The sequence below is a fragment of the Methanoregula sp. genome (assembly GCA_026625165.1).
Lineage (GTDB): Archaea > Halobacteriota > Methanomicrobia > Methanomicrobiales > Methanospirillaceae > MVRE01.
On the sequence record CP112999.1, the window covers coordinates 497,219 to 521,752 of the forward strand.

Annotated in this window: 31 protein-coding genes; 23 read left to right on the plus strand and 8 right to left on the minus strand. The window is 55.1% G+C overall.

What is annotated here, in order from left to right; genetic code table 11:
* From hdrB to OS112_02760, 4 genes are read right to left on the minus strand one after another with little or no spacing between them, the layout of a single operon-like run.
* Complete coding sequence (gene hdrB / locus OS112_02745; GenBank protein ID WAC05561.1) at positions 1-918, minus strand: CoB--CoM heterodisulfide reductase subunit B; 918 nt, start codon at positions 916-918, stop codon at positions 1-3.
* A 6-nt stretch (positions 919-924) separates the two neighbouring features.
* Positions 925-1,506 carry a CoB--CoM heterodisulfide reductase subunit C gene (gene hdrC / locus OS112_02750; GenBank protein WAC05562.1) on the minus strand — a complete coding sequence of 194 codons (582 nt, stop codon included), beginning with the start codon at positions 1,504-1,506 and terminating at the stop codon, positions 925-927.
* Between the two features lie 5 nt (positions 1,507-1,511).
* Positions 1,512-2,687: a 4Fe-4S binding protein gene (locus OS112_02755; GenBank protein ID WAC05563.1), complete on the minus strand. Its 1,176-nt coding sequence runs from the start codon at positions 2,685-2,687 to the stop codon at positions 1,512-1,514.
* Positions 2,688-2,710: 23 nt separating this feature from the next.
* Positions 2,711-2,977: a 4Fe-4S binding protein gene (locus OS112_02760; GenBank protein WAC05564.1), complete on the minus strand. Its 267-nt coding sequence runs from the start codon at positions 2,975-2,977 to the stop codon at positions 2,711-2,713.
* Between the two features lie 269 nt (positions 2,978-3,246).
* Here OS112_02760 and fhcD point away from each other — a divergent pair, with 269 nt between their 5' ends.
* The 10 genes from fhcD (at position 3,247) to OS112_02810 (ending at position 12,275) form a co-directional block, all read left to right on the plus strand.
* Complete coding sequence (gene fhcD, locus OS112_02765; protein WAC05565.1) at positions 3,247-4,131, plus strand: formylmethanofuran--tetrahydromethanopterin N-formyltransferase; 885 nt, start codon at positions 3,247-3,249, stop codon at positions 4,129-4,131.
* A gap of 324 nt (positions 4,132-4,455) precedes the next feature.
* A complete protein-coding gene (locus tag OS112_02770) occupies positions 4,456-4,617 on the plus strand; it encodes a hypothetical protein (GenBank protein ID WAC05566.1) in 162 nt (53 codons plus the stop codon).
* A complete protein-coding gene (locus OS112_02775) occupies positions 4,601-5,497 on the plus strand; it encodes a DUF1743 domain-containing protein (protein WAC05567.1) in 897 nt (298 codons plus the stop codon). The genes OS112_02770 and OS112_02775 overlap by 17 nt, the downstream gene beginning before the upstream one ends.
* Positions 5,479-6,447 carry a radical SAM protein gene (locus OS112_02780; GenBank protein WAC05568.1) on the plus strand — a complete coding sequence of 323 codons (969 nt, stop codon included), beginning with the start codon at positions 5,479-5,481 and terminating at the stop codon, positions 6,445-6,447. The genes OS112_02775 and OS112_02780 overlap by 19 nt, the downstream gene beginning before the upstream one ends.
* Entirely contained in the window at positions 6,444-7,718 is a 1,275-nt protein-coding gene (locus OS112_02785) for a thiamine pyrophosphate-dependent enzyme (GenBank protein ID WAC05569.1), read from the plus strand. The genes OS112_02780 and OS112_02785 overlap by 4 nt, the downstream gene beginning before the upstream one ends.
* On the plus strand, positions 7,699-8,829 hold the full coding sequence (locus tag OS112_02790) for a homocitrate synthase family protein (GenBank protein WAC05570.1): 1,131 nt from the start codon (positions 7,699-7,701) through the stop codon (positions 8,827-8,829). The genes OS112_02785 and OS112_02790 overlap by 20 nt, the downstream gene beginning before the upstream one ends.
* The gene (locus tag OS112_02795) at positions 8,830-10,041 is read left to right on the plus strand and encodes an aconitase/3-isopropylmalate dehydratase large subunit family protein (GenBank protein WAC05571.1); all 1,212 of its coding nucleotides are present in this window, start codon (positions 8,830-8,832) and stop codon (positions 10,039-10,041) included.
* Positions 10,041-10,511 (plus strand): 3-isopropylmalate dehydratase, encoded by a 471-nt coding sequence (locus OS112_02800; protein WAC05572.1) that lies wholly within the window; start codon positions 10,041-10,043, stop codon positions 10,509-10,511. Before OS112_02795 ends, OS112_02800 begins: the two co-directional genes overlap by 1 nt.
* A complete protein-coding gene (locus OS112_02805; protein WAC05573.1) occupies positions 10,508-11,326 on the plus strand; it encodes a hypothetical protein in 819 nt (272 codons plus the stop codon). The genes OS112_02800 and OS112_02805 overlap by 4 nt, the downstream gene beginning before the upstream one ends.
* The gene (locus OS112_02810) at positions 11,304-12,275 is read left to right on the plus strand and encodes an isocitrate/isopropylmalate dehydrogenase family protein (GenBank protein WAC05574.1); all 972 of its coding nucleotides are present in this window, start codon (positions 11,304-11,306) and stop codon (positions 12,273-12,275) included. The genes OS112_02805 and OS112_02810 overlap by 23 nt, the downstream gene beginning before the upstream one ends.
* Before the next feature lie 48 nt (positions 12,276-12,323).
* On the opposite strand, the gene OS112_02815 is transcribed toward OS112_02810, so the two are convergent.
* Positions 12,324-13,199 (minus strand): UbiA family prenyltransferase, encoded by an 876-nt coding sequence (locus tag OS112_02815; protein ID WAC05575.1) that lies wholly within the window; start codon positions 13,197-13,199, stop codon positions 12,324-12,326.
* A gap of 138 nt (positions 13,200-13,337) precedes the next feature.
* Between OS112_02815 and OS112_02820 the strand changes: the two genes are divergently transcribed.
* The 4 genes from OS112_02820 to thiE all read left to right on the plus strand — a co-directional run bounded on the left by OS112_02820 (position 13,338) and on the right by thiE (position 16,247).
* On the plus strand, positions 13,338-14,426 hold the full coding sequence (locus OS112_02820; protein WAC05576.1) for a glycosyltransferase: 1,089 nt from the start codon (positions 13,338-13,340) through the stop codon (positions 14,424-14,426).
* A 56-nt stretch (positions 14,427-14,482) separates the two neighbouring features.
* Entirely contained in the window at positions 14,483-14,701 is a 219-nt protein-coding gene (locus OS112_02825; GenBank protein WAC05577.1) for a hypothetical protein, read from the plus strand.
* A 77-nt stretch (positions 14,702-14,778) separates the two neighbouring features.
* Positions 14,779-15,603, plus strand: a complete 825-nt coding sequence (gene thiM, locus OS112_02830) for a hydroxyethylthiazole kinase (protein WAC05578.1) — start codon at positions 14,779-14,781, stop codon at positions 15,601-15,603.
* Positions 15,600-16,247: a thiamine phosphate synthase gene (gene thiE / locus OS112_02835; protein ID WAC05579.1), complete on the plus strand. Its 648-nt coding sequence runs from the start codon at positions 15,600-15,602 to the stop codon at positions 16,245-16,247. The genes thiM and thiE overlap by 4 nt, the downstream gene beginning before the upstream one ends.
* Positions 16,248-16,603: 356 nt before the next feature.
* Here the strand turns inward: thiE and OS112_02840 are convergent, their stop codons facing one another.
* Positions 16,604-16,873, minus strand: a complete 270-nt coding sequence (locus OS112_02840) for a hypothetical protein (GenBank protein ID WAC05580.1) — start codon at positions 16,871-16,873, stop codon at positions 16,604-16,606.
* A complete protein-coding gene (locus OS112_02845; GenBank protein WAC05581.1) occupies positions 16,827-17,216 on the minus strand; it encodes a hypothetical protein in 390 nt (129 codons plus the stop codon). Before OS112_02845 ends, OS112_02840 begins: the two co-directional genes overlap by 47 nt.
* 186 nt (positions 17,217-17,402) lie before the next feature.
* On the opposite strand from OS112_02845, the gene OS112_02850 reads away from it, so the two are divergent.
* The 5 genes from OS112_02850 to OS112_02870 all read left to right on the plus strand — a co-directional run bounded on the left by OS112_02850 (position 17,403) and on the right by OS112_02870 (position 20,359).
* Positions 17,403-18,203: a hypothetical protein gene (locus OS112_02850; GenBank protein WAC05582.1), complete on the plus strand. Its 801-nt coding sequence runs from the start codon at positions 17,403-17,405 to the stop codon at positions 18,201-18,203.
* Positions 18,204-18,270: 67 nt separating this feature from the next.
* Complete coding sequence (locus OS112_02855) at positions 18,271-18,840, plus strand: DUF308 domain-containing protein (GenBank protein WAC05583.1); 570 nt, start codon at positions 18,271-18,273, stop codon at positions 18,838-18,840.
* A gap of 103 nt (positions 18,841-18,943) precedes the next feature.
* Positions 18,944-19,228: a hypothetical protein gene (locus OS112_02860; protein WAC05584.1), complete on the plus strand. Its 285-nt coding sequence runs from the start codon at positions 18,944-18,946 to the stop codon at positions 19,226-19,228.
* 80 nt (positions 19,229-19,308) lie between these two features.
* Positions 19,309-19,917 (plus strand): YbhB/YbcL family Raf kinase inhibitor-like protein, encoded by a 609-nt coding sequence (locus OS112_02865; GenBank protein WAC05585.1) that lies wholly within the window; start codon positions 19,309-19,311, stop codon positions 19,915-19,917.
* 31 nt (positions 19,918-19,948) lie between these two features.
* The gene (locus OS112_02870) at positions 19,949-20,359 is read left to right on the plus strand and encodes an ATP-dependent DNA ligase (GenBank protein WAC05586.1); all 411 of its coding nucleotides are present in this window, start codon (positions 19,949-19,951) and stop codon (positions 20,357-20,359) included.
* A gap of 15 nt (positions 20,360-20,374) precedes the next feature.
* Here the strand turns inward: OS112_02870 and OS112_02875 are convergent, their stop codons facing one another.
* Positions 20,375-21,181: a hypothetical protein gene (locus OS112_02875; protein ID WAC05587.1), complete on the minus strand. Its 807-nt coding sequence runs from the start codon at positions 21,179-21,181 to the stop codon at positions 20,375-20,377.
* A gap of 179 nt (positions 21,182-21,360) precedes the next feature.
* Between OS112_02875 and OS112_02880 the strand changes: the two genes are divergently transcribed.
* From OS112_02880 to OS112_02895, 4 genes are all read left to right on the plus strand, one after another.
* Positions 21,361-21,771: a hypothetical protein gene (locus OS112_02880; GenBank protein ID WAC05588.1), complete on the plus strand. Its 411-nt coding sequence runs from the start codon at positions 21,361-21,363 to the stop codon at positions 21,769-21,771.
* A 254-nt stretch (positions 21,772-22,025) separates the two neighbouring features.
* Entirely contained in the window at positions 22,026-22,214 is a 189-nt protein-coding gene (locus OS112_02885; protein ID WAC05589.1) for a hypothetical protein, read from the plus strand.
* A gap of 275 nt (positions 22,215-22,489) precedes the next feature.
* The gene (locus tag OS112_02890; GenBank protein ID WAC05590.1) at positions 22,490-23,380 is read left to right on the plus strand and encodes a hypothetical protein; all 891 of its coding nucleotides are present in this window, start codon (positions 22,490-22,492) and stop codon (positions 23,378-23,380) included.
* Between the two features lie 189 nt (positions 23,381-23,569).
* The gene (locus tag OS112_02895) at positions 23,570-24,409 is read left to right on the plus strand and encodes a deoxyribonuclease IV (GenBank protein WAC05591.1); all 840 of its coding nucleotides are present in this window, start codon (positions 23,570-23,572) and stop codon (positions 24,407-24,409) included.
* Positions 24,410-24,534 lie beyond the last annotated feature (125 nt).

Genomic DNA, 24,534 nt, shown 5'->3' on the forward strand with positions numbered 1-24,534 from the left:
TCACAGGACCTTCTGCAGGAATGGTTCGCAGCTGATACCATGGAGGTCCAGCCCGAGATCCTGCGGGCTCATTCCCTGTGCCAGTCCCAGAAGCTCTGCATAGTGCAGTACGGGGAGACCATACTTGACACCGAATTTCTCCTCGATCTCGATCTGGCCGCGGTCGAATTGCAGCTGACAGAACGGGCAGATATCGGTAAGGGCGTCCACTTTTACCTCTTTGAGGTTGATCAGCTTCTCATTTGTGATATCCAGCGAGTGCACGATATCGTACCCGCGGACACCGCCACCGGCCCCGCAGCACTGCATCTTGTTCCGGTACTCAACCGGGGTTGCTCCCAGTGCGGCAACCAGTTCTTCCATCCATGTCGGGCGTTCGGTGTTCAGCATGTCCTCTTTTTCAAACTCACGGTCCTTGTGGGGCTTGACAAGGTGGCAGCCGTAATGGACAGCGATACGTGCTCCCTTCAGGGGATTTGTCACGCTGTCGCGTACCTTCTGGACACCGATGAACTTGTCATTATAGAGCAGTTCGGCAGTGTGGTACACATTGATGGTGCCCTTGTATTCCATGTCGATTTCTTTTAAGACCTCATTCACGCCATCCTTCAGGTCCGGGTTGTGCTTGAGCTTGTGGTTGACTTCCCAGATGGACTTGTAGCACCCGTTGCAGAGCAGGGCGATATCAGTCTTCATCTGCTCGGCAAGCACGAGGTTGCGGGCAGCCATGGCATAGAATACATTGAGGTCAATCGAACCGAATGCACCTGGTGCCGGGCAGCAGCTTGCACCCTTGAGAGGTACCAGCTCAACGCCGAGTTTTTTCATAGCTTTGATGGATGCGGATTCGCAGCCGGGGTACCGGTTCGGGGCAATGCAGCCGAGGTAGAATGCGAACTTGTGTTTTGCTTCTGACATGGTATCTTACCCCTCCCGTTCTTTGACGATCCGGTCGGCATTTGCCTTGAGCTTGTAATGGTCAAGGATCTTCTGGATGCCTTTGACATATTCCGGATACATGTGGGTGGTCGGCGGATCACGGGTAAGCCCGAGCCGCTCGCGGGCTGCACGGTTCACATCATTATTAGGCACACCGTGCCCGGATGAATAAATCGCCTGCACGGTCTTGAGGAAGTTTACCGGCACAATGTCTCTCTTGAATGCGAGGTTCCTCATTGCCATTATTACATCTGTGGGTGCGATATCCCGCGGGCAACGGTCTGTACAGCTGTAACAGGTGGTACATAACCAGAGGTCGGGGTCAGTCAGTGCCTCGTTCTCGAGCCCCAGCACTGCCCGCCTCATGAAATGGCGGATCCGGTAAGTGCTGCGGGGAGCGGACGGGCATGAGCCGGTACAGGTGCCACACTGGTAACACATGTGTGCAATGGTGCGTGAGATTCCTTTCACTTTCGGGAGAAATTCAGGATTTGAATCCTCACGATAGTACCGCTGATCACGGAGTTTCTTCTCCAGAGCTTCCGGGTAACCTTTTACTCGTGCCATACTCATCACGCCTTCTCCATTATTTTAATTGAAACCTGTCCGGTCACGTCTTCCTTCACCTTCGATGTCCTCTTGGTGAAGAGCTTCTCCTTAATCTTCTTGAACAGGTCGGTCTCTGTGCCCTTGATGCGAACTCCGGTCCTCTGCATGATAATAATATCCTCGCCCGGGCATGCATTGACGCAGGCGCCGCACAGGATGCAGAAGTCCTTGTTGACCGCGATCGTGGGCTCGATCTTACCCTTCATGTCCGCTGCGGGGACTGTTGACGGGAGGTATATCGCGTTTGCCGGGCAGATCTCGGCACATGTCGAGCAGCCGCCGGGGCATTTTTCTGCATGGAACTCGATGTCGCCCTCGAAGATCTTCTCGACAGTAATGGCCTCAGGCGGGCAGTTCCGCGAGCACCACTGGCAGGTGCAGCAGTTGTCCTGTATGATCTCAACCTTGCCATCCACCTTGTCGGAAATGACCTCGCGCTCGACCGTCATGCATTCCTCGGGGCAGGCCTCGACACAGACCTTGCATGCGTCGCATTTGGTCTCGTCCCAGATAACCTCGCCCTCGATTTTGCCGGTCTCAGCGGTAAATTCCTTGTGCTTCACCACGATTGCAGGACAGAGTGCACCGCACAGGCCGCAGTATGTGCATTTCTCTTTATCGACGGTAAAAGTTGTCTTTGTCTTGATTGCAGTCTGACGGTCCTTTGCCCCTGCAACCGGTTCCTTGTACGTCCCTTCGTAAGCGGGGACTTCCCGGCTGATCGCGTCACGGGGGCAGACCTCTTCGCAGATCGTGCACTTGACACACTTTTCGTTGTCGATCTCTGCTTTCATGTCGTACTGGGGGAAGCCTTCCTTTTCAAGAATCGGGAGCTTCTCCTGTCCGTCAACCTTCAGAGTCAGTGCATTGAACGGGCACATGACTACGCAGACGCCGCAGTACGAGCACTTGACCTCGTCGACATCCACCGGCGCAGCGTAATCAATAGCACCACGCTTTGAAGCACCGACGAGACCGAGCACAATCGCCTCTTCCGGGCATGCATCAACGCAGATGCCACATCCTGTGCACGTCTCTGAATTGAGAATCAGGTTGTTAACGCTCTGCAGGAGGCGCTGCTCCATCACAACGTTGACACCGTCTCGCTTTTTTGAAAACTTTGGAAACAATGTGTTCATGAACTAACCCTCACACTACTCCTCTATTGTACCTTTGCCGGAATCCTGGATTCCCAGGGTCCTGTCAGCCTGATAACATCGTGCGGACAAGCCTGGACGCAGACGCCGCAACCGGCGCAGAGCTCACCTTTGAAATCAAGGACCACAGATTTTCCGTCCTTGACCTTGTAGATCTTCTCCTTCGAAGAAGGTTCCACCGTGTGAAGCTCCAATGCGTCAACAGGGCATGCGACTACACAATTGTTACAGCCAGTACAATTTTCCATGTTGATATGTACTGCAAATGTCATTCTTTTTTCACGCACCAGCTATGATCGATTTTTTAAAAATCGACTATCTGAAGAGTGGTTAAGATTTACAGATAAATGTTCTGAAATTAAGTCAGGAAAATTGGTAAAACCACGATGTTTTTTTAATTTTTAAATTTTAATTTTTTATTCAAGTTAACCCCTTGTTGTGTACTTTTAAACCATTTTTTTGTGCGCTCTTGATCCTGAAATTAATTTAGAAAATTTATTGAATAGTAAGTATGCAACTGTTGTGGTACCGGAGGTTATGTATGGAAATCAACGGCGTTACAATTGACAACACGTATGCAGAAGCGTTCCCAACCTGGATCTGCCGGATCATCATCACGGCAGTCACAACGGAATGGGCACGGAAGGCAGCAACTGAAGCGACAGGCTTTGCGACATCAGCGATCGGCTGTCCGTGCGAGGCAGGCATCGAACAGGAACTTGACGGTGCACAGACCCCGGACGGGCGCCCCGGCGTCTCAATCCTGATCTGTGCCAGCAAGAAAAAACTCAAAGAGCAGGTCGTCGAGAGGCTTGCAGAATGCGTCCTCACTGCACCAACAACTGCAGTTTTCAACGGCATCACAAATTCAGAGGAAAAGATCGCGGTAAAGCTCCATTTCTTTGGCGACGGGTATGAATACCAGAAGGAAGTCGGCGGCAGGAAATGCTGGGTCATCCCGATCATGAACGGCGAATATGTCGGTGAAGAGGAGTTTGGCATCGTCAAGGGGGTTGCGGGAGGCAATTTCTTTGTCATGGGCGAGAACCAGATGGCAGCACTCGTTGCGGCTGATGCAGCAAGCAGTGCGATTGCAAAAGTCCCCGGCACCATCACCAGTTTCCCCGGAGGCATCGTGGCAAGCGGTTCCAAGGTCGGCAGCATAAAATACAAGTTCATGCCTGCATCCACCAACGAGAAGTACTGCCCGACGCTCCGGGAGAAAGTTCCGGACAGCAAGATTCCTGCAGGGGTCAAGGCAGTCTATGAGATCGTCATCGACGGGCTTGACGAGAAGAGTGTTGCCGCGGCAATGGCAGCCGGGATCAGGGCTGCAGTGCATGTCCCGGGCGTGAAGTTCATCTCTGCAGGGAATTTCGGCGGGACTCTCGGGCCGTACAAGATTGAGCTCTACAAGGTGCTCTAATTTTTTTATAAAAAAAGCATAAAAAGCAGCATTTCAGAAAGCATTTAAAATCCATTGCCATCATTATCCTTTCACGTTATCATAACGGGATCAGGTATCAGGCACCATTTGTTGCTGGTTTAATGTTTACACTTCTTAACCTGCTTCCATGGGTTTACTGTTTTCCGGGCAGGGAAGAATAAAACGATCTGAAAAAAACGATCTGAAAAAACGATCTGAAAAAATGAGGAAATTAAAAATCAATTCCCGGTCTTCTTCCACCAATCGATCAGAATAAATACTGTTATTACCGATTATCCTGTTAACGAAACAATCGGTAATAACATGATCACCCTGATACAGGAGGAAGCGGATCGGGAAGCAGCTGCTCTCGATACCGGATCTCCGGACAGGGATGCACGAACGGGTAGGACCGGTACATCTGGTCCGGACCTGTGGGGCAACGAGGGGATCGGGGCGGAGGGGATGCATGGGGGACCTATCTGAACCCTACGTGATCCATTACCCGCAGATCGTAGCTGTGGCGGACACGACCGGTACGCGTGTGGAACTGATCGAGTTCTTTGACTGTGTAGGGGGGGCGAAGTGGTCAGCACACCATTATGCCCAAAGCCCGCTTGTCGGGTCCGTACGGTGTGTCGGCGGGACAATGAGGTACCTGCTCCGGCAGGGCACCGCCGACCTTGCACTGGAAGGGTCGAAGTTCCCGGCAGGGATCTCCTCTGTTGTTGTTGACGACCGGGAGATTGCCGTCACGTATATCGGTATGGGTGGCGGGGGTGTGGGGGCGGCAGCATGCCGTTCCGATGCTAAAGGGGTAATCCGGAACCGGACGGACCCGTCAGGTGGAGGTAAAGTTGCCGGTTCTACGGTCTGGCTCCCCCGGAGGCAACGGCTCCTGATCGGTGTTGACGATACCGATACACCAGAGGCAGGGGCCACATGGACACTTGTCCACAACATTGCAAAAGCGGTTGAGGATGAGCACTCCGTCTACCTCTCGCACACGATCGTCCAGCTCTTTCCCGTACCGTACAGGACAAAGAACTGTGTCAGTCTCGTCGCCGAGTTTGCGACAACAAAACCCGACCGTCTCATCCGGAAATTCCACCAGCTGCTGGAACGGTACACGCTCTCGGATAAGACCGGCATGGCAACTTATTCCGGATTCACCCCGTCAGCGCAACTCCTCGATTTCGGCAGGAAAGTGAAACGGGGCGAAGTACAGCCCGGGCTTTTGGGAAGCATCAGGGATGACCAGCTGAAAGTCATTATTGACGGGAGGGGGATTATCGGTGCGGTTGCTGCCCTGCCGTTCTTTACAAAGTATGAGGAGGCGCTGTTGTTATGCGATGGAAGGAACTGAAAGCACAGGCGCTTGCAACCGGCTCAGCCCGGCTGTCCGGCGAACCCGCAGACCGGTTCATCACCCGGTCGGCAGCGGGACCAGGAGCCGGCGGGGAAGGTTCGGTCTTCTTTTCGATGGGTGGACACCGGGTCCGTCTTTCACTCGACCCGATGAGCGATGTGGAGGTAGTGCACCGCGGCGGGGGTGTCGCCGACCTCTTTATCGGCACGACACAGGTGAGCGGGAGGCTGGAGGAGCCCGGGCTCCATTGCCCGAACCAGGCGTATATCACTGTCACGGGGTCGTGCATCTTCCATTGCAGGTACTGCCCGGTCCCGGACTTACATGGACAGCGCAAGAGCATCGGCGAGATCGTGGCAATGGTGGAGGCGGTGCGTGACCGGGTCAGCGCGATCTCGCTGACAAGCGGTGTCCTGTCCAGCATCGGGGATGAGGAGGAGTACGTGCTCAAAGTAATCCGCCAGCTCCTGCCGTTTGGCCTACCCATCGGCGTATCCATATACCCCACCGATCAGACGCCCGCCCGGCTCCATGAACTTGGTGTCGTTGAGGTGAAATTCAATATCGAGGCTGCGACCGCCCCGCTCTTTGCAAGGATGTGCCCGGACCTTGAATACGACATGATATATGGCGTGCTTGAGGATTCGGTGCAGCTCTTCGGGAAAGGGAAGGTCTTTTCCAACGTGATCATCGGGCTCGGCGAGACCGATGATGAGATGGAACAGTGCATACGGCGGCTCACCGTGCGTGGCATCATCCCCGTACTGCGCCCCTTAAACCCGGTCGCCGGGGTTTCCGCAATGCCCCGCCCGTCCCCGGAACGGCTGAACGCGGTCTTTGCGATGCACGAGCGGGCGCTGGATGCAGCAGAACTTGACACCCGGCAGGTACAGACAATGTGCACCTGCTGCACGGGCTGCGACCTTGTGCCCGGGAGGGATGCATGAAAGGCGCCGAAGCAATCGCGGCAGCTCTCAAAAGCTTTGGGGACCGGTTTTACGCGGTCCCGGGATATCCGGTGACCGGGATCTCGACCGGCGCCGGTGCAGAAATTGTGATCAATGAAAAGGTAGCGCTTGAGTATGCACTGGGCGACTCCCTTGATGGCCGTCGCGCCGCGGTCATCATCAAGAATGTGGGCCTGAATGTCTGCGCCGATCCGCTTATCAACGCGACCACGCAGGGTTTGCTGGCGGGAGTAGTGATCATAGCCGGGGACGACGTGCTCGCCAGAGGATCGCAGAACACCGAGGACTCCCGGTACTTTGGCGAGCTCGCGCAGGTCCCGGTGATCGAACCGGATGCCCGGACCTGCAGTCCTGCAATCGGTGCCGCGTTTGAGGCCTCGGAACGGTTCTCGCGGGTCGCCATCGTCCGGGTCACCTCTCCCCTTATCGAGGGTGAGGTGACTGAAACACACGCAGCACCCCACCAGAGACGGAGCGGGGCCCTTGCTTCACCTGACCTGACAATGCGGGGCAGGGCACAGGCAGCAGACCGTGCTGCTGCGGGGATGTGGCCTTGGTCCCGGCAATCCACCCTTAACCTATGGGGCGGGGGAATTGTGGGTGTGGGGGCAGCTGACGGGGACTCCCACGCAGTGACCGTATACCCCCCCTCAAACGATGCACAGGCCCTTGCACAGACCCGGGAACTCGGCAGACCGTTTGTCAGGGAGCACCGATGGGTGAACCCGCCGGAGGCACCTGAAACTCCTGAGACATTTTCCCGGCGCGGTTTCTGCCGCACGTTCTGCAGGGACTGCCCCTTTAAATCCGTCCCGGGGATCCTGAAGGAACGGAGGATGCCGGTCATCTGCGACATGGGTTGTGCGGTCCTTGCCGGCAACCCCCCTTACAGGATTGGGAAGGCCTGCTATGCGCTGGGTTCATCGGTGGCCGTTGCTGCGAAGAGCACAAAGGTGGCGCTCTTGGGTGATTACGCGCTCCTTCACTCCGGCATCAACGCGCTCATCGATGTGTACGAGAAGGGCCTCCCCCTCCTCTGTATCGTGCTGAAGAATGACCGGATGGGAATGACTGGCGGGCAGCCTGTCTATGACCTTAACCGCTACCTTGCGTGGGCAGACCCGGTCATCTGCCGGGCTGACGAGATCATCCGGTTACGGGAGCATATCGTGCCCCCAAAAAAGCCGGGGGTCCTGATCGTTTCAGGGCAGTGCCCTGAGGGATGCCATCATGAAACCGTGGAATGTTGAGATCTGTGACGTAACCCTGCGGGACGGCGAGCAGACGCCCGGCGTCTCGTTCTCCTGTGAAGAGAAAACTGAGATTGCCCGTATGTTGGACGAGGTCGGGGTCGAGGTGATCGAAGCGGGGTTCCCGTCGGTATCCGAGAATGAGAAGCACTGCGTTAAGACAATTGCCGGCCTCGGTCTTGATTCGCGCATATGCTGCCTTGCCAGGGCGAAACAGTCTGATGTGGACGCGGCGATTGACTGCGGTGTTGCGATGGTCAGCATCTTCATCGCAACCTCCGACCTCCACATGCGGATCAAGTTCAAGGACAAGCCAAAGGAGCAGGTCCTTGCCGACACCCTTCCTCTTATCGATTACGCCCATGATCACGGGCTGGCGGTCCGGTTTGCCGCGGAAGACGCGTCACGGACGGAGCTTGCATTCTTAAAAGAGGTCTACCACCGGGCATCGGAGCACGGCGCGGACCTCCTCTCATTTGCAGACACAGTGGGTTGCTTAACCCCGCTTGAAATGTACCGGGTCATGTCAGACCTTGTTGAAACGGTCAACCGGCCGCTCTGCGCACACTGCCACAATGACATGGGCTGCGCAGTTGCCAATACGATCACTGCGGCAGAGGCCGGCGCTTTCCAGCTGCACACCACAGTCAACGGCATCGGGGAACGGGCCGGTAACGCGGCGCTTGAGGAAGTGCTCATCGCGCTGCGGATGAGCGGCGGCGTGGACCGGTATGACCTTTCACACCTGGTTGCGCTCTCGAAAAAAGTCGAACAGTACTCGGGGATCCGTCTGCCCCGCAACAAGCCGGTAGTCGGCGAACTGGCGTTCTCACACGAGAGCGGGATCCATATCGCGGCGATACTCGATGACCCCCACTCGTACGAGCATTTCTCCCCGGAGCTTATCGGGGGCGAACGACGGTTCATCCTCGGCAAGCATACGGGGAAGAAGGCGCTCGAGCACGTTGTTTCCTCAATGGGGTGCGAACTGACCGAGCCCCAGATCTGCCGGGTGCTGGAGAAGGTCAAAAAGCACTCTGAGGAGAAGTGCATTGTAACCCCTGACGTTCTGAAGAAACTGATCAGGAATGCAAAGGAGGAGAAGGTATAGATGGGTACCCTCTCGGAACGGATCCTTGGTGCACCGGCAGGAGCGTACGTTGACAGGAAGGTTGACCGTGCCTATGTCCACGACGGCACGGGCGTGCTCACGTTTGAAGCCTGGAAGAACATGGGTTCCAAAGGGCTCTCTGATCCCTCGCGCCTTTCGGTGATATTCGACCACATTGTCCCTGCAAACAATTCGATGACAGCAACGCTCCAGCGCGAGCTGCGTGAGTTTGCAAAGGGCTCGTTTCTGCATTTTTCCGATATCGGTGAGGGCATATGTCACCAATGCATGAGCGAGGGTGTCGTCCTGCCCGGCGAAGTGGTAGTCGGAGCCGATTCGCACAGCTGCACTACGGGAGCGTTTGGTGCGTTTGCGACCGGTGTCGGCGCAACAGATATGGCTGCGATCTGGCTGACCGGGGAGACCTGGTTCCGGGTGCCCGAATCGATCGCGGTCCGGCTTGAAGGGGAATTTTTGGGTGCGGCAGAAGCAAAGGACATTGCACTGAAGTACGTGAACCGGCTCGGAATGGACGGGGGCTCGTATAAGGCTCTGGAATTCGTCGGGGATGGTACCGGCGGGCTTTCCATGGACGACCGGCTCGTGCTCTGCAACCTTGCAGTAGAGACAGGGGCAAAAACAGGGATGTTCTATGCCGACAGGATAACCATGGATTACCTTGAACGGTATGGCCTGTCAGCAGCACCACAGGTTCAGGAGACCTGCACATACGTGCAGGAACTGGAAATCGACCTTGCGGATGTTGTCCCCCTTATTGCCCTCCCGCCACGGGTGGATACCGTCCGGCCGGTGCACGACCTTGCCGGCCTCCCTGTAGACCAGGTGTTTGTCGGCACCTGCACCAACGGCAGGTACTCAGACCTTGCACGGTTCGCCCGGGTTGTGAAAGGGAACCGGGTCGCTGTCCGCACCATTGTCGTCCCTGCGTCGCGACAGGTACTCAGCGAAGCAGTGAGGACCGGGGTGCTGACCGATATCATCGATGCAGGATGCACGATCGGGACCCCCGGCTGCGGCCCCTGCCTTGGTGCCCACATGGGCGTTTTGGGCGAAGGAGAGGTCTGTCTCTCAACTGCGAACCGGAACTTTAAAAACCGGATGGGGGTCGGCGGGGAGATCTATCTCGCATCCGTGGCAACTGCAGCGGCAACTGCGCTTGAGGGCGAGATCACCGAACCGGGGGTGCCCTGATGCGGGGTGCCGGGCATGCAGTCCGTCTCGGGGCTGACATTGATACCGATGTTGTCATCGCAGGGCGCTACCTGCGCACAAAGGACCGGAGCATCTGGGCAGCCCATGTCTTCGAGGATCTTGATCCATCCATTGCCCCGAGACTTTCAGGAGCTGTCATAGTTGCCGGCCGGAACTTCGGCTGCGGGTCGTCGCGCGAACAGGCTGCAATTGCACTGAAAGAGGCTGGAGTTGTTGCGGTAGTTGCACCAAGTTTTGCCCGTATTTTTTTCCGCAACGCAATCAATATCGGTCTCCCCCTGATTGAATCTGACCTTTCGTGTCCTGATGGAACCATGGTGCGCTTCGACCTCAATTCGGGTTGGGTGGAATCCGGCGGGAATCGCAGGCCGGTCCCCTTGCTCTCGCCCCGGATGCTTGATATCCTGCATGCCGGGGGTCTTGTGGAGTACTGGAAGGTGAAGCGGTGATCTTTCCAAAGCAGTGCAGGCAGGTCGGCTTTGCATCGACAAAACCCTGCGGCGACAAGGTCTATTTCCTGAGCCAATATCTCGTCCGCCCGGTGGGCGATAGCCACGAGATCCTCGAAGTTGCCCTTGAAACCGGTACAAAAGGCATTATGCGCCGCATTCTCTCCTCAAAGGTCATCGCACATACCCGCGAAGTGTACCGGTATCCCGGGAAGGTGCAGCTCCATGACCGGGCGCGGCTTATCCAGCTCGCGCTTGATTCCGGTCACCGGTGCACGCTCTTTTTTGGGCTTGATGAGCATATGATATTCGTGCTCGACCCGGACCTGTCCGGCCTGTTGCGTGTTCATGTGTATGATGCAGGTCCGCCCCGGCCGTCCCTTTCTTCCTGTGTCCGCGAGCTTGAAGCATGCGGGCTGTTTGGTGAACTGCAGGTTGCCTTCTGCCACCATATCCTCGACCTTGCGCAGGTGAAGGCGGACGTGTATCCCTGCCGTGCAGCAGGATTTACAAAAACCCTTGATGCGGATGCGGTTAAAGGAGGCGAGCGGGTTGCCGGGTGCCTGACCGGTTCGCAGCTGGTAAGCGAGTGTTACGGCACAGATGTTGAACTGCTCAATATCTGCCCGCTTGCAGAGGCAAAAGAGGAGCCGTTCATCGCCCGCTGCTGCCGGTCTGAACGGGAAGGTGTTGGCAGGTACAACGGGAAATACGGTGCGGTCGTGCACTGGGGGGCGTCACCCCGGCAGATCGCAGATTCGGTCAGCGCGCTCGTAAATGGATGGAAGGAGCATGAAAAAAATCGCAGTCGCTGAAGGTGACGGTATCGGGCACGAAGTGATCCCGGTAGCCCGGCAGGTGCTGGAACTGCTCCATCCGGAATATGAGTATTTCAGCGTGGAGATGGGGTACGGCAGGTGGGAGAAGACCGGCTGCCCATGCAATGACCATGAGATCGCGGCGTTAAAAAGTACGGATGCGGTACTGTTCGGGGCAGTGACCACCCCCCCGATGAAGGACTACCAGAGCGTGGTTCTGCGCATCAGGAAAGCTCTCGACCTGTATGCAAACCTCCGCCCGGTGAAGGGCGAGGGTTTTGACATCATGATCGTGCGGGAGAACACGGAGGGGCTCTATTCCGGGATCGAGGAGGCTGACACTGACCGTGCAACAACGCTGCGGGTGGTAACCCGGAAGGGAACGGAACGGATAGCGCGGACAGCGATCCGGCTCACAAAGACCCGGCGGCTCCTGACGATCGGGCACAAGGCGAACGTGATCAAGTCGGACGTCTTTTTCCGCGATATCTGCATCGCAGAAACAATATCCGCAGGTGTCCCTTACAATGAGAAATACATCGACGCCCTCGCGCTGGACATCCTCCAGCACCCTGCTGCATACGATGTCGTCGTGACCACCAACATCTTCGGCGACATCCTTTCTGATGTTGCCTCTTACCTCGTTGGCGGCTTGGGGCTTGTGCCCAGCGCGAATATCGGCGACCGGTATGCCCTTTTCGAGCCTGTGCATGGCAGCGCCCCGGACATTGCAGGGAAAAATATTGCCAACCCCGTTGCGGCGATCCGGAGCGCTGCGATGCTGCTGGACTACTGCGGGGATCATAAGGGCTCAGCGATGATCGAGACAGCAGTACTTCAGACCATTCTTGGCGGCACCAGGACCGCCGATCTCGGGGGTACTGCCGGAACCCGTGAGTTCGGGGATGCTGTCGCAGAGAAAATCAAGGGCCTTACAAAAAAATGACTCTGCTCTTGCTGATGCAGGAGTTTCCTGCAATGCCAAGACACGGGGTTACAGCCGTAGAACCGCAAACACTGCGACCATGGCAAGAGTGATGGCGATGGCGCGACAGTTGATGGCGGGCACAAACATGGGTTCATACCGGGGATCATGCATCGCCCGCCAGACCGGGTGCATGAGCAGCAGCCCGGACGGGATGAACACAAGGAGCCAGTAAAACGGGGGGTGGAAGAGGGCAAACAGTGCCGTGGTGCACAGTGCCGCTGCGAGAAGTACCAGCGTGAGCATAAATGCACGCTTCTTCCCTGCAACAATCACGAAGTTTTTTCGTACAAGCCGGTCCTTTTCAAGGTCCCGGATCTCGTTGAAAATCTCTGCGACTGCACCAAAAATAACCACAAGCACAAAAAAGAGGGCGCCGGTCCAGTCAGGCGACCCGTAGAGCATGTATCCCATTACGGCGTACAGGCCGGGAAACAGCCCGTGATAGGCCAGGTCGGGTCCTGCAATGTTTTTTACCTCGATCCCGACAGAATAGGTGGCAAAGATGAACAGTTCAAGTCCACCAAGAATGATAAGGGGAAGGGGAAGTAGTAACAGACAAATCAGGGATACGACAAGGAGCAGGCCGCAGACCACGTAAGCTGACGTAAGCGGGCAGGTACCGTCCGCCAGCGGGTTGCGGGGGTTGGGTTCATTTGCATCAAGGGTTCTGTCGGAGATGTCATTGAGGACAAAACCGAACGAAGCGGACGTGGCAATAAAAAGCTCAAGCACGATAATTTTCCCGTCAATGGGGGCAAGCGTGAGCAGGGCGCCAAAGAGGCCGGTGAGCAGAAAGAGCGGCCCGTATGCCGTAAACCGGATCAACCGCAGGACAGGGTGGGCGCGGGTGCCTCCCGCACGGGAAAGACTGGTACAGTGCATTTCTCATAATTTTTTGTCGGAAAGCTCTTGAATGTATGGCGACGGGGTCTGAAATGGTCCCGTTTTGCCGGAATCAGCGTCCGCGCCTTTAATGACCCCGGCACCCCACCTTTCACACACGGGAGTTGTGTTCAAATCATGGGAAGTGTCCTGATATCGCCACTGAACTGGGGACTGGGCCATGCAACGCGGGACATTCCCGTCATCCACGAACTGAGGAGACGGGGACATGACGTCACTATTGCTGCATGCGGCAATGCGCTGTCTGCCCTTAAAAGGGAGTTTCCGGACTGCCAATTCCTTGATTTCCCGGATTATCCGGCTCCATACAGCACCGGCAGTCTTTTCCTCCCCAAGTTCTGTGCGTATCTGCCGCTCCTGCTGCGTGCACTTGCGGCAGAGCGGAAAGCTCTTGGCCGCATATTGGATAGAGATAATTACGATCTCATCATCAGCGATAACCGGCTCGGCGTATATTCCGATCGGGTGCCTTCGCTGTTTGTCACCCACCAGCTCCATTTCCACTTCCCCGCGTTGATCTGGCCTGTCGAATTGTTTGCGCTCCTCCTCAACCGGGAGCTGCATTCCCGTTTTGACCGTGTGATCGTACCCGACAACCCGCCGGGCTCCGGATCGCTTGCCGGAAAGCTCTCCCGCCCACTCCTTGCCTCCTCAAGGGACAGAATTTTTTTTGCCGGTATCCTTGCCACAGCCCGCAGGATGGAGGTGGCACAAGACCTTGACTACCTGATCATCATCTCGGGACCTGAGCCCCAGAGGACCATCTTTGAGCAGATCGTCCTCCCCAGTCTTCCGGACATCCCCGGATCCAAAATGGTGTTGCTGGGTAGCCCGGGCGGAAGAACCATGGCATGCCCGGACCCGGACACCACCATCCTGAGCTATGCTGATACTCAAGAGAAGATCGCCCTTCTCAACCGAGCAAAATTCGTGATCTGCCGGTCTGGTTATACTACAATGATGGAGCTTGCTGAAGTGCAGAAAAGGCACGGGCTCTTTGTCCCGACACCAGGCCAGACCGAGCAGGAATATCTCTCGTCCTATTACCAGCAGAAGGGCTGGTTTTTGTCACGGAGCCAGTACCGTCTCGACCTTTCCCGGGATGTTTCAGAGTCGCAGCCGTACACCGGGTTTCCCGTTATGGCTTCAACCGCGCAGAATGTGAAAATCCTGTACACAGAGGTGCTTGCCCAGTATGTCGAATGATGGGGTAATACAGCCGGGGACAACGGCTTTGTGCCGAGCCATGGGAGTGCATGAGAATGGATAATCTGGTGAAGTACGGAGTAATCGCAGTAGTCCTGTTTTATTTAAGCATCACAGCCATCGCTGCCGGAGTATTGTACGGCCTGTATATCCTTGCGCTGGCGTATGTAACCGGGAATTTTGCCAAGGTTCTTGAGTTTCTCCCTCCCGTTGTTACCTTTGCTCTTGCTTACGGGCTCACCGGGCTGGCACTCAAAAAACTGGGTATCATATAAGCCCTTGTAAAATGGTATGTCTTGTATCAATGTGCCGTTACCTTTGATTAATCATGCGTGAATATCTTAGGTTTGAAATGGATTTCAAACCATTAAATCCCGGAACATTTGGAGACCTGCTTGCCGTGCTCAAAGGCAGGCGCCCTCTTGTACATCATATCACCAACTACGTGACAGTCAATGACTGTGCCAACATCACGCTCTGCATCGGTGCAGCACCGGTGATGGCAGAGGCACCGGAGGAGGCATGTGAGATGGTTGCAATGGCAGACGCACTCGTGCTCAACATCGGGACGCTTACAAAGCCGCAGGTCAGTGTCATGCAGGAGGCCGGGAGCAGGGCAAACGAACGGGGGATCCCTGTCATCCTTGACCCCGTCGGTGCAGGGGCGACACGTATGCGGACGGATGCAGCCCGGACACTCCTTGACCGGCTTGATGTCGCGGTGCTGAAAGGAAATGCGGGCGAGATTGGAGTGCTTGCCGGTGCAGGAGGCAGGGTCAGGGGTGTTGATTCGGACGGGTCTGGCGGGGATGCACTTGCAATCGCACGGGCATTTGCAGATGATTCAGGCATCATTGTCGTCGTCAGCGGTGCAACCGATATCGTGACCGATGGCGGGCGAGTGCTGCAGGTCGACAACGGGCATGAGATGATGGGAAGGCTTTCGGGTACCGGCTGTATGGCGGCGTCACTTGCGGGTGCGTTTGCCGCGGTCTCTGATGACTACGTCATCTCATCGGCAGCAGCGCTTGCAGCATTCGGGCTTGCCGGTGAAGCGGCTGCGACCCGGGCTGCCGGGCCATATTCATTCAGGACGGCACTGTTTGACGAGCTTGCCGCAATGAGTCCGGAATACCTTGGAACGGGCGCACGGGTCAGGTCGGCTCAAAAAATATGAATTTCAACCTGTACGTTATCACGGACACCCCGCTTTCCCGTGGGCGTTCTCACGAGGAAATTGCCCGCCTTGCCATTGAGGGGGGGGCTGATGCCGTGCAGCTCCGGGACAAGACATGCAGCTCGAAGGAGATGATCGCATCCGGCAGGCGTGTACGGGAAGTGACCCGGAGGACCGATACCCTGTTCATCGTCAACGACCGGCTGGACGCAGCCATTGCCTGTGGAGCGGACGGGGTGCACCTTGGGCAGGACGACATGTCCGCTGTAGCCGCCAGGCAGATAGCGCCGGCCGGGTTCATCATTGGTGTTTCAGTCAACACCCCGGTGCTGGCAAAAGAAGCAGCGGCTGCCGGTGCAGATTATCTTGCGGTAAGTCCGGTCTTTCCAACCGGTTCAAAACCGGATGCCATCGGTTTCTGTGGCATTGACGGCATTCAAAGGATCCGGGCGGTAACGGAACTCCCGCTGATTGCCATCGGGGGCATCGGTATGCACAATGTTTGTGATGCCATACGGGCAGGAGCTGACGGGGTTGCGGTGATCTCTGCTGTTGTAGGGCAGCCGGATATAAGCGGTGCCGCGCGGGCGTTGAAAGAACAGATCATATCGTGCAAAAAAGGGCTGGTGCACCTTGGCAGGTAACCAGATAGCGCACGGCGTTACAAAAAAACAGGGTGATGGGGTTCCGGTTCACATGTCCGGAACCGTACGCTCATTATCTCCTGAGATGCGTAATGGACGTGCTGGCATTGCGGGATACAGGTTAACAGGGATGCCTGGTTCAGCGTGACGGTTGAGTTTGTCGGAACCATCACCTGTCCGTTTGCGGTGTTCTTCCCGCGGGATTCCCTGACTTTCTTCTTGAAGCTGTCACGGTATCCTTTTGCGGTCTCCCGGAACTGATTGTTGAGCTCCTTGAGCTCTCCGTTTGCGGCTTTTACTGCTTCCCTGTCATGGGAGGCAAATCCGGTCGCAAGTGAAGCGTCCTGCTGCTGGATCTACCCCTCGATATCCTGCGCTGCAGATACATCGATGCCTTTTGCTGTCAGGTTTGCGAGCACGCTGTTGCGGCGGTTCTCATCTCTCTCAAATATGCCCATCCGTGCGGTCTCGCGGCTGACCCATGCGCTGTTCTTCAGCGCCTCGAGTGCTGCAGCATCTGCCCGAATCGATACATTGATGCTCGTGCGCAGGTCGCGTACCGACCCGTTGTTGGCCCGTTTAATACTTCTGGTATCGGCCCTGAACGTTTCTGCCGCAGTCTTCATCTGGCTGCGGGCTTCTCTGACCCCCCTCCACCGTCGTGGCGGACTGGACGCTGTCTGCTGATGATACAAACGCTGTTTTATCTCCGGTGAGCGTCAATGCACCGCTGGCACTGATTTCACCGATGCACTGGATCGCAACGTCCATGCGGGCTTTTCCCAGCTCGGCAAGATATGCGGTTGCAGTTTTGACTGCAGCAATCGCATTCGGGTTCTCGTTTAACTTCACCGGGGCTGCAGGATCCGGCAACCCTCCGGTTGCAGGGGTTGCGCTGACTGCCGGCATGATACTTGCACAGAGCAGGAGAAGGCAGGCCCCCAGCATGGATATCAATTTCGTTTTCATCGTATTCTCCCTTGTTGAGTGGTGCCCTGCGCACGTGTGCACAGTGCATCTGCATAAGGGTTCGCACAGGTGCAGGCATATATTGCCATAATAGTACAGATTATGTCATCGAACCGCGTGGTTCAATCCCTGCACCTGCAATGCATACCATTAATCATATTACCTATCCCGCCCATCCACATCAGTATGAAACCAAAAACCTGCTTCCAGTTCACCCTGATCGCAATCCTTGTGATGGCGGTGCTGGCAGTTCTTCCGGTATCAGGGCTCGCAGCCCAGACGACAACGGTAATGACAACCGCAGCCGCGCAGGCAACGCAACCTTATGTTTCGGCAACCGTATCAGCCCCTGCTATCACTGCCGGTCAGCCAATCACGATCTCCGGTGTTTCCTCCGGTCCTTCAGATGAGGTACAAATCTGGATCTTTGCCGGTAACTATATCAACGTCACCACCGTCCCGGTTAACGCCGACGGGAAGTACTCAAAGACATATGCCACCGCCGGTTTTCCGGCAGCGACATACTATGTCTTTGTGCAGAACCCGGGTGCAGACAACAAGCTCCAGATAACCACCCGTGGTTTTTCGGGAGAGGTTGTCAATGCCAATACCGGCGCGGTCATTTTCAATTTCACCGGTAAAGGCAGCGTTACTGACAAGGCAGCGGTAGAGGCGCTTTCAAACGCACTTGCCCTGCCGGGTGTTGATGATATCTACACAAAGACCCAGTTCTCCATTACTGCTGAGGGGACACCCTCCCCGGAAGCAACAACCACGATGATGCCCGGTTCCGACCGGGACAGCCATGGCTGCATCGGCTCCGCGGGATACACATGGTGCGAGCCAAAGCAGAAGTGCCTGAGGGAATGGGAGGAACCCTGCACAGGAGCATCGCCGACTACTGCCAAATCCTCGCTACCGTTGTTTGTCGCCATTGCAGGGCTCGCCCTTGCATGCTGTATAGCAGCATTGTACCGGAAACAATAATCATCCCTTTTTTTCCTCCCTCTGATGTATCCAAAAACCTATCAGCCCCTGAGCCGATTCCCTTTAGGTGGTACGTGTGGAATGCATGTGTTGTATATTTGACAGAAAGTCCCTTGCCATGAGGGGTATCGTCGCGGTAATCTTCGGCTTGCTTGCAATCCTTACAACGAAATTTGTCCTCGATTTTCTTGTTTATATTTTTGGCTTTTTTGCAATCATCTCAGGTATTATGAATGCCGGTGTCGGCATCTCGTCTGAGAAGACCGAGCTTCCCGGATGGCTCCTGATCACGACCGGTGTTCTCGGGATTATCCTTGGAATCTTTGCGCTGCTCATGCCGCTCATCATCGCCATGACGATCACGATTCTTATCGCGGCATGGGCGCTGATCACCGGCATCTCGGAGCTCGGGCTTGCATTCTCCAGTAAAACCGCCCCGCACCGCGCCCTGCTTGCCCTCTCCGGCATCATCGCCATCGTGTTTGCAATCGTCCTTATCCTGACGCCGGTTTTTGGTGCGTATGCTCTTGTTATCGTGCTTGGAGTCTATGCACTCATCTTTGGGATCATCAGCATTTTTCTCGGACTTTCCATGGGAAAAGCAAAACTCGTGGTGGAAACCCAGACTATTCTGTAACTATTTTTTTTAAGTTTCGCAATTTTTTGCCGGATTTGCCAGAAAAGGCAGATTCGAAAGACTTTTTATGAGTGTTGATTAAAATCAGATTATAGGTGTGAAGATGCAGGAAATCAAAAGCATAGACATCATGTCATGGGCAAAGATCCACGCCCTCTTTGGTATTGTGTTTGGTCTCTTCTACGGGATTATGTTTGCACTGATGGGTGCTGCAGTCGGGCTCTCAAAAGGCATGCCCGGTTTCGAGGCATTCGGGTTCCTTACAATCGTTATATTCCCGATCGTCTTTGCCATCTTTGGGTTTATATGTGGGGCGATCATGGCATTCCTGTACAACTTTTTTGCTGGGAAAATGGGGGGCATCCAGATCGAGCTCGCTCCAAAATAACAACGTATTAAATCTTTTTCTCTCTCAACGGATTGTATTCTCCGTTATGCTTATCGTTTAAGACGCCCCCAATGTCGATCATGAAACTCCGGGTTTATCTTATCCTTATGCTCTGTTTCATATCGGCTCTCCTGCTCTGCGGCTGCACCGAACCAATTCCCTCATCACCATCTCCGGTGCAATCGCAGGCAGTTTTGAAGCCATTGCAAACCATTTCCGTAACCGGGACAGGGAGTTTCTCCGTCCGTGTTGACGGCCTTGTGCCGGGCGCAGTATTACCGGAGGCATACACCTGCATTGGTGCGAGCGAGTCTCCTGCGGTCTCATGGGACAATCCCCCGCAGAGAACAAAAAGTTTTGTCCTTATCCTGGATGATCCGGACACTCCCGCGGGAACGTTCACCCACTGGCTTGTCTATAACATACCCCCTCAGATCCGGCAGATCGATCGGGGACAGCCGAATGCTAAAGTGCTTGCAAACGGTGCCCGGTCCGGCGACAATTCTGCGGGAAACCGGGGATATTTCCCGCCCTGCCCTCCCCCCGGGCCGGCGCACCGGTACGTGTTCACGCTGTATGCCCTCGATAATGAGATTTCAATGCCAACCGCAGGCCGTGACAGCATCGACATGGCGATGGCCGGCCACGTGCTTGGGCAGGCACAGGCAGTCACAACGTTCCGGCGCTGAGGGTCAGGATTATAGGAGCGATATCCTGCATATGAATTCAAAACCAGAATCTGCAATGCTAGGGGTTACCCCGATCCGGTTTGTACTCCATGAGCACTCCGCACGCTACCACCATTTCGACCTGCGGCTGGAAAAGGACGGGGTGCTGAAGAGCTGGGCGGTTCCAAAAGGGCTCCCGGAAAAGCCAAAGGACCGAAGGCTGGCAATTGAGACAGAAGACCATGAACTTTCCTATATCGATTACCAGGGCACGATTCCTGAAGGCGAGTACGGCGCCGGGGAGGTAAAGATTGCAGATGAAGGGACGTACCGGAATGTCGCATGGTCAGAAGACAAGATTGAGGTGGTGCTCTACGGGCAGCGTTTTACAGGGACATATGTGCTCATCAGGTTCAGGAGTGCGGGTAAAGGAGAGTGGATTGTTTTAAAAAAAGAACCATGAGCACCCATGTGAATTTTAGGGTGCCGGACCTTTTTTTAAGTCAAAAACCCACCGGCTCACGTTTGGCGCCACATTACCGCATGAGCGATAGAATAGTGGTAATAGTTGACGTCCTTTGAAATCCTCAAGGAGTTTTGGGATCTGGTGACGCTTTTTAAAGGTATAGAAATGGATCTTACCTCCGCGTTTCACGACAGGGGCGATACAGTCAAGAATTGTATCCATCCCGTAGGGTGTCGGGATTATTGCACGTTCAAAGTCGTCGTGTGGGAACAGAGATGTATCAAAGGCATCCCCCGGAATGGCGCTGATGTTTCCGCACACCTTGTTGAGAGATATGTTATCTAATAGCCACTGGAACGCCACCGGGTTTTTTTCGATGGCGACAACCCTCGCTCCAAATGCAGCAGCGGGTATCACAAACGGTCCAACACCGCAGAACGGGACAAGCACCCGTTCCCCAGACTGTACCTGGTCGGTCACCCGTTTCCGCTCATATGCAAGCCTGCTGGAAAAAAAGGTTTTACCGACATCGAGGCGGTACTCAAAACCGAACTCGCGGTGGAGTGTGACTGTAGTCTCGCCGGCAAGGAACTCATACCGGGCAGTCCGGGCATTTCCGCTGACTTTTGTAACCTTATTGAGCACCGTGTACAGGTTCCTGCGACGGGCAAGAAGTGTTGCGGCGATTGTTTTTTTAAAAGGATCAAGCTCGTGGGGGATGGTGAGGATCGCAACATCCCCGATGACTTCGAACCTGTCGGAGAGTGTACGGAGCAGGTCGGCCGGTACTTTCCCGGCAAGGTCTGATTTAAGCCCCATGGTTACGTGGAATATCTGAATGGTATGGCGATAAATGTAGTGACAGAATGTAAAAGTCCAGTCCGGCGGGTTACAGATCCCCTGCCCCTGCGATATCGCAGGGTTCGGAACCGTGCAGCGCAGACTCGTCTATAAGAAACCCAAATCTATACAAGGGTTCATGCCACACGCTTGATAGAATGACGACGGACACCTACCGCATGCTCCCCGGTAAAACCCCTGCCGAAAAACTCGGGAGCCTTGGGTTTGTTCCCGGAAAGAAGATCGACCTTCGCGAACTCGCTGCAGCTGTCGGAACGTATGGCATCAGTGTCTACCTCTTCTTTAACGAGCAGCTTGCCCGCAACACGTCCCTTGAACTTGTAATCCACCAGTACCGCGACGTTCCAGCGTTCGAGCGCCCCTATGTCCGGGCGGAGGAGTTCCTCCGTTTTGTGCAGGAAAACGACCCCGCGTTCCAGCAGGTCATGCAGGCAGACCCGGTAATGGTGGAAATTATTAACGTCGCCGAGATCTCCGCCAATCCCGCAATCCCGGCACTGGTGTATATCACTGCCCTGATGCCGTACCTGGACGAACTAGGGATATGACCCGGCATACCCTTGATGCAGAGCGATAATTTTTCTGGTTGACGACACCTCATGCATCGTACACTTTTCAGAGATTTAGAAGGGTATGAGATTGGGTAGTATTGCCCTGACAACGGTTGCAGGAACCAAGGAGTCTGTCTCCTGAGACGTAGCACGAGAGCCCGGCTTGGTAATGGCGGCGGGTTTGTGCTGGTGAAACAAAGCTCTTATTACCCTGTATCGTGAGTACTTCGTATTACAATAGGAGCGCAAGTATGGAAGCAATCTTAAAGGTCATAACGTTTTTCATTGCCCTGTTCATGGTCGCAAACGGCATTTATGTCATGTACATGCCGCCGTATGGCGATGAGCCGCAGGGACTTGCGATCATAATGATGGGGATTTTCATCTTCATCGCCGTCCTGTGGATCGGGCGCATGCAGGACAAATCGTGCAATTCCTGACCTGCCTTATTTTTATCTTCCCCCCATCGTTTCATGACGTGACTTAAAGGAGAAAGTGGTCACTTGGCGGGATTGCCAGCAGGAATATAATAAAAATACAGGTTAATTGTGGGTAACCTGCTTGTGACATTTTAATGCATCAAGACAAACTCTTTGCCACCTGCCCTTGCACCCGCAGACCCACGCCCTTTTTATGGTGTTAGGGTGATGTAACGATTCAGGAACCGTGCAGCACTCCAAAAACAGGAGGTTGCGTATCGGGCATGAGGCATTCTATGAGAACAAAGACATTCATATGTGGCGTACTAATCGCAGCGTTCGCCCTCTGCTGTATCATGGCACCTGTAACTGCGGTGATCCTTGAGGTCACCTGCAAAGGAGAGGTATCGACCGTTAATACGGCAAAGAACACGCTCACGATAAAAAACCCCGTGCAGTACGGGTGTGAATATCCCGCGGGAAAGGATCCCGTCTGTTCGTGGACGCCGATGGCCCGGTCCAGCCTTACCGGAACCGTGCCGGATGCTGCAGCTTTTTCCGTGTTTAAAGTTGGAGACACAGCAGTCGCCACGAGCATTGGCGGTGCGGGCGACCAGTGGATAACGCTCGCGAAATTATATGGCTCCCGCCCGAACGAAGAGTTCGTTACTGAACTTATCGGAGACCCCCGAACGGTTAATACACCGTTCATCGGTGATTATGCGATCGTTGCCGAGACGGTACCGGACTGCACCGCATGCACCGGCACCGTCTGTACAGCATCGCAGGCAGAGCTGGCCGTAAAGAGCTCCGGCACTACTGTGGCGGAAAAAACCCTCAAACCCGGCGAATCGCTTGTGTATAACGGCCGGAACGACGGGTCGAGTGTCAACGTGAAATTTATTGCCGGGCAGGCAGCTGCCCAGATCTGTCCCGGTAAAGCCGGCATGACCGGCCCGCAGGCTGTATCGACATACGTGATAGGTATCGTTCCGCCAATCGGCACCGGGCAGGTCAATATCCGGACTGCGACAACAACACGGCCGGACGAAGCCCTGACACCGTTGCCGCCCTCAGCTGCAGGCACAACTGTGCCGGCACCCACAAAATCAGGCGTCCCGTTTCCCGCAGCCGTTATCGGTGCCCTTGCCCTTATTTCAGTGATTTGGACAAGAGCCCGCTCCTGAACCCTTCCCCCCTCCCTTTTTCTCCATCGCTAAAAAAATCTCCCGGTATTTCCCTTGTATATTAGAACATGGGAGAAAACCCTCCCATTGCAGGGGCATGGGTACGCAGAGTGATATGCCACAACTTCCTAATACCCCACAGGATCGTACCTTGATCTTGATGGTAACCCCAAGAAGGCAGGTGGAGTGATGGTAAAAGTCGGCGTCCATGTCTCAATTGCCGGCTCGCTTGACCAGGCAGTTGACCGTGCTGCAGGGCTTGGGTGCGACACCTTCCAGATGTTCTCGCGGAACCCCCGTGGCTGGGAATATAAACCCCTCACTGGCATCGACTGTACTACATTTGCAGAAAAGATCCGGTTATCCCGGTTGATCCCGGTCGATCATATGCCCTACCTCCCAAACCTCGCTTCGCCAAAGGAGGACGTGTATGAAAAATCAGTATCGACATTAACGGCGGAGCTGGCGCGATGCGATTGCCTTGGCATCCCGTATCTTGTCACCCATCTCGGCCATCACCTCGGTGACGGGATCGCGGGCGGGAGGAAGCGGGTGATTGCCGCAATCAATAAAGCGCTCGGATTCAGCGATACCCATGCAATGCTCCTGTTGGAGAACACTGCAGGAGAGAAGAACAGCGTGGGGAGTAGTTTTGAGCACATCCGGTCGATCATGGATGGCATCGAACAAAAAAACCGGATCGGCATCTGTTTTGACACCTGCCATGCATTCGCCGCCGGCTATGAATTGCGGACAAGTGATGGGCTGACGAGTACGCTGGAGCAGTTCGATGATGTGATAGGTTTTGGAAACTTAAAAGCTGTCCACTTAAACGATTGCAAAGGGGAGCGGGGGAGCGGGCTTGACCGACACGAGCATATCGGGATGGGGTCCATTGGCGAGGAAGGCTTCCGCCGCATCCTGTGCCACACAGCGTTCCGTGACCTGCCGTTTATCTGCGAGACACCGGTCGATGAGCGTCGGGGCGATGAAGGAAATATCAGGAAGGTTCGGGAATTATCCCAATAGTCCCTGAAATCTTATCTTTTTTCCTTAATAATTTCTAATAAAAAAATTTACTGCGCATCGCAATACATTATGAGTAGAATATCAGGCACACGAAACCCGATATTATCCCATATTCTGGTGATTTA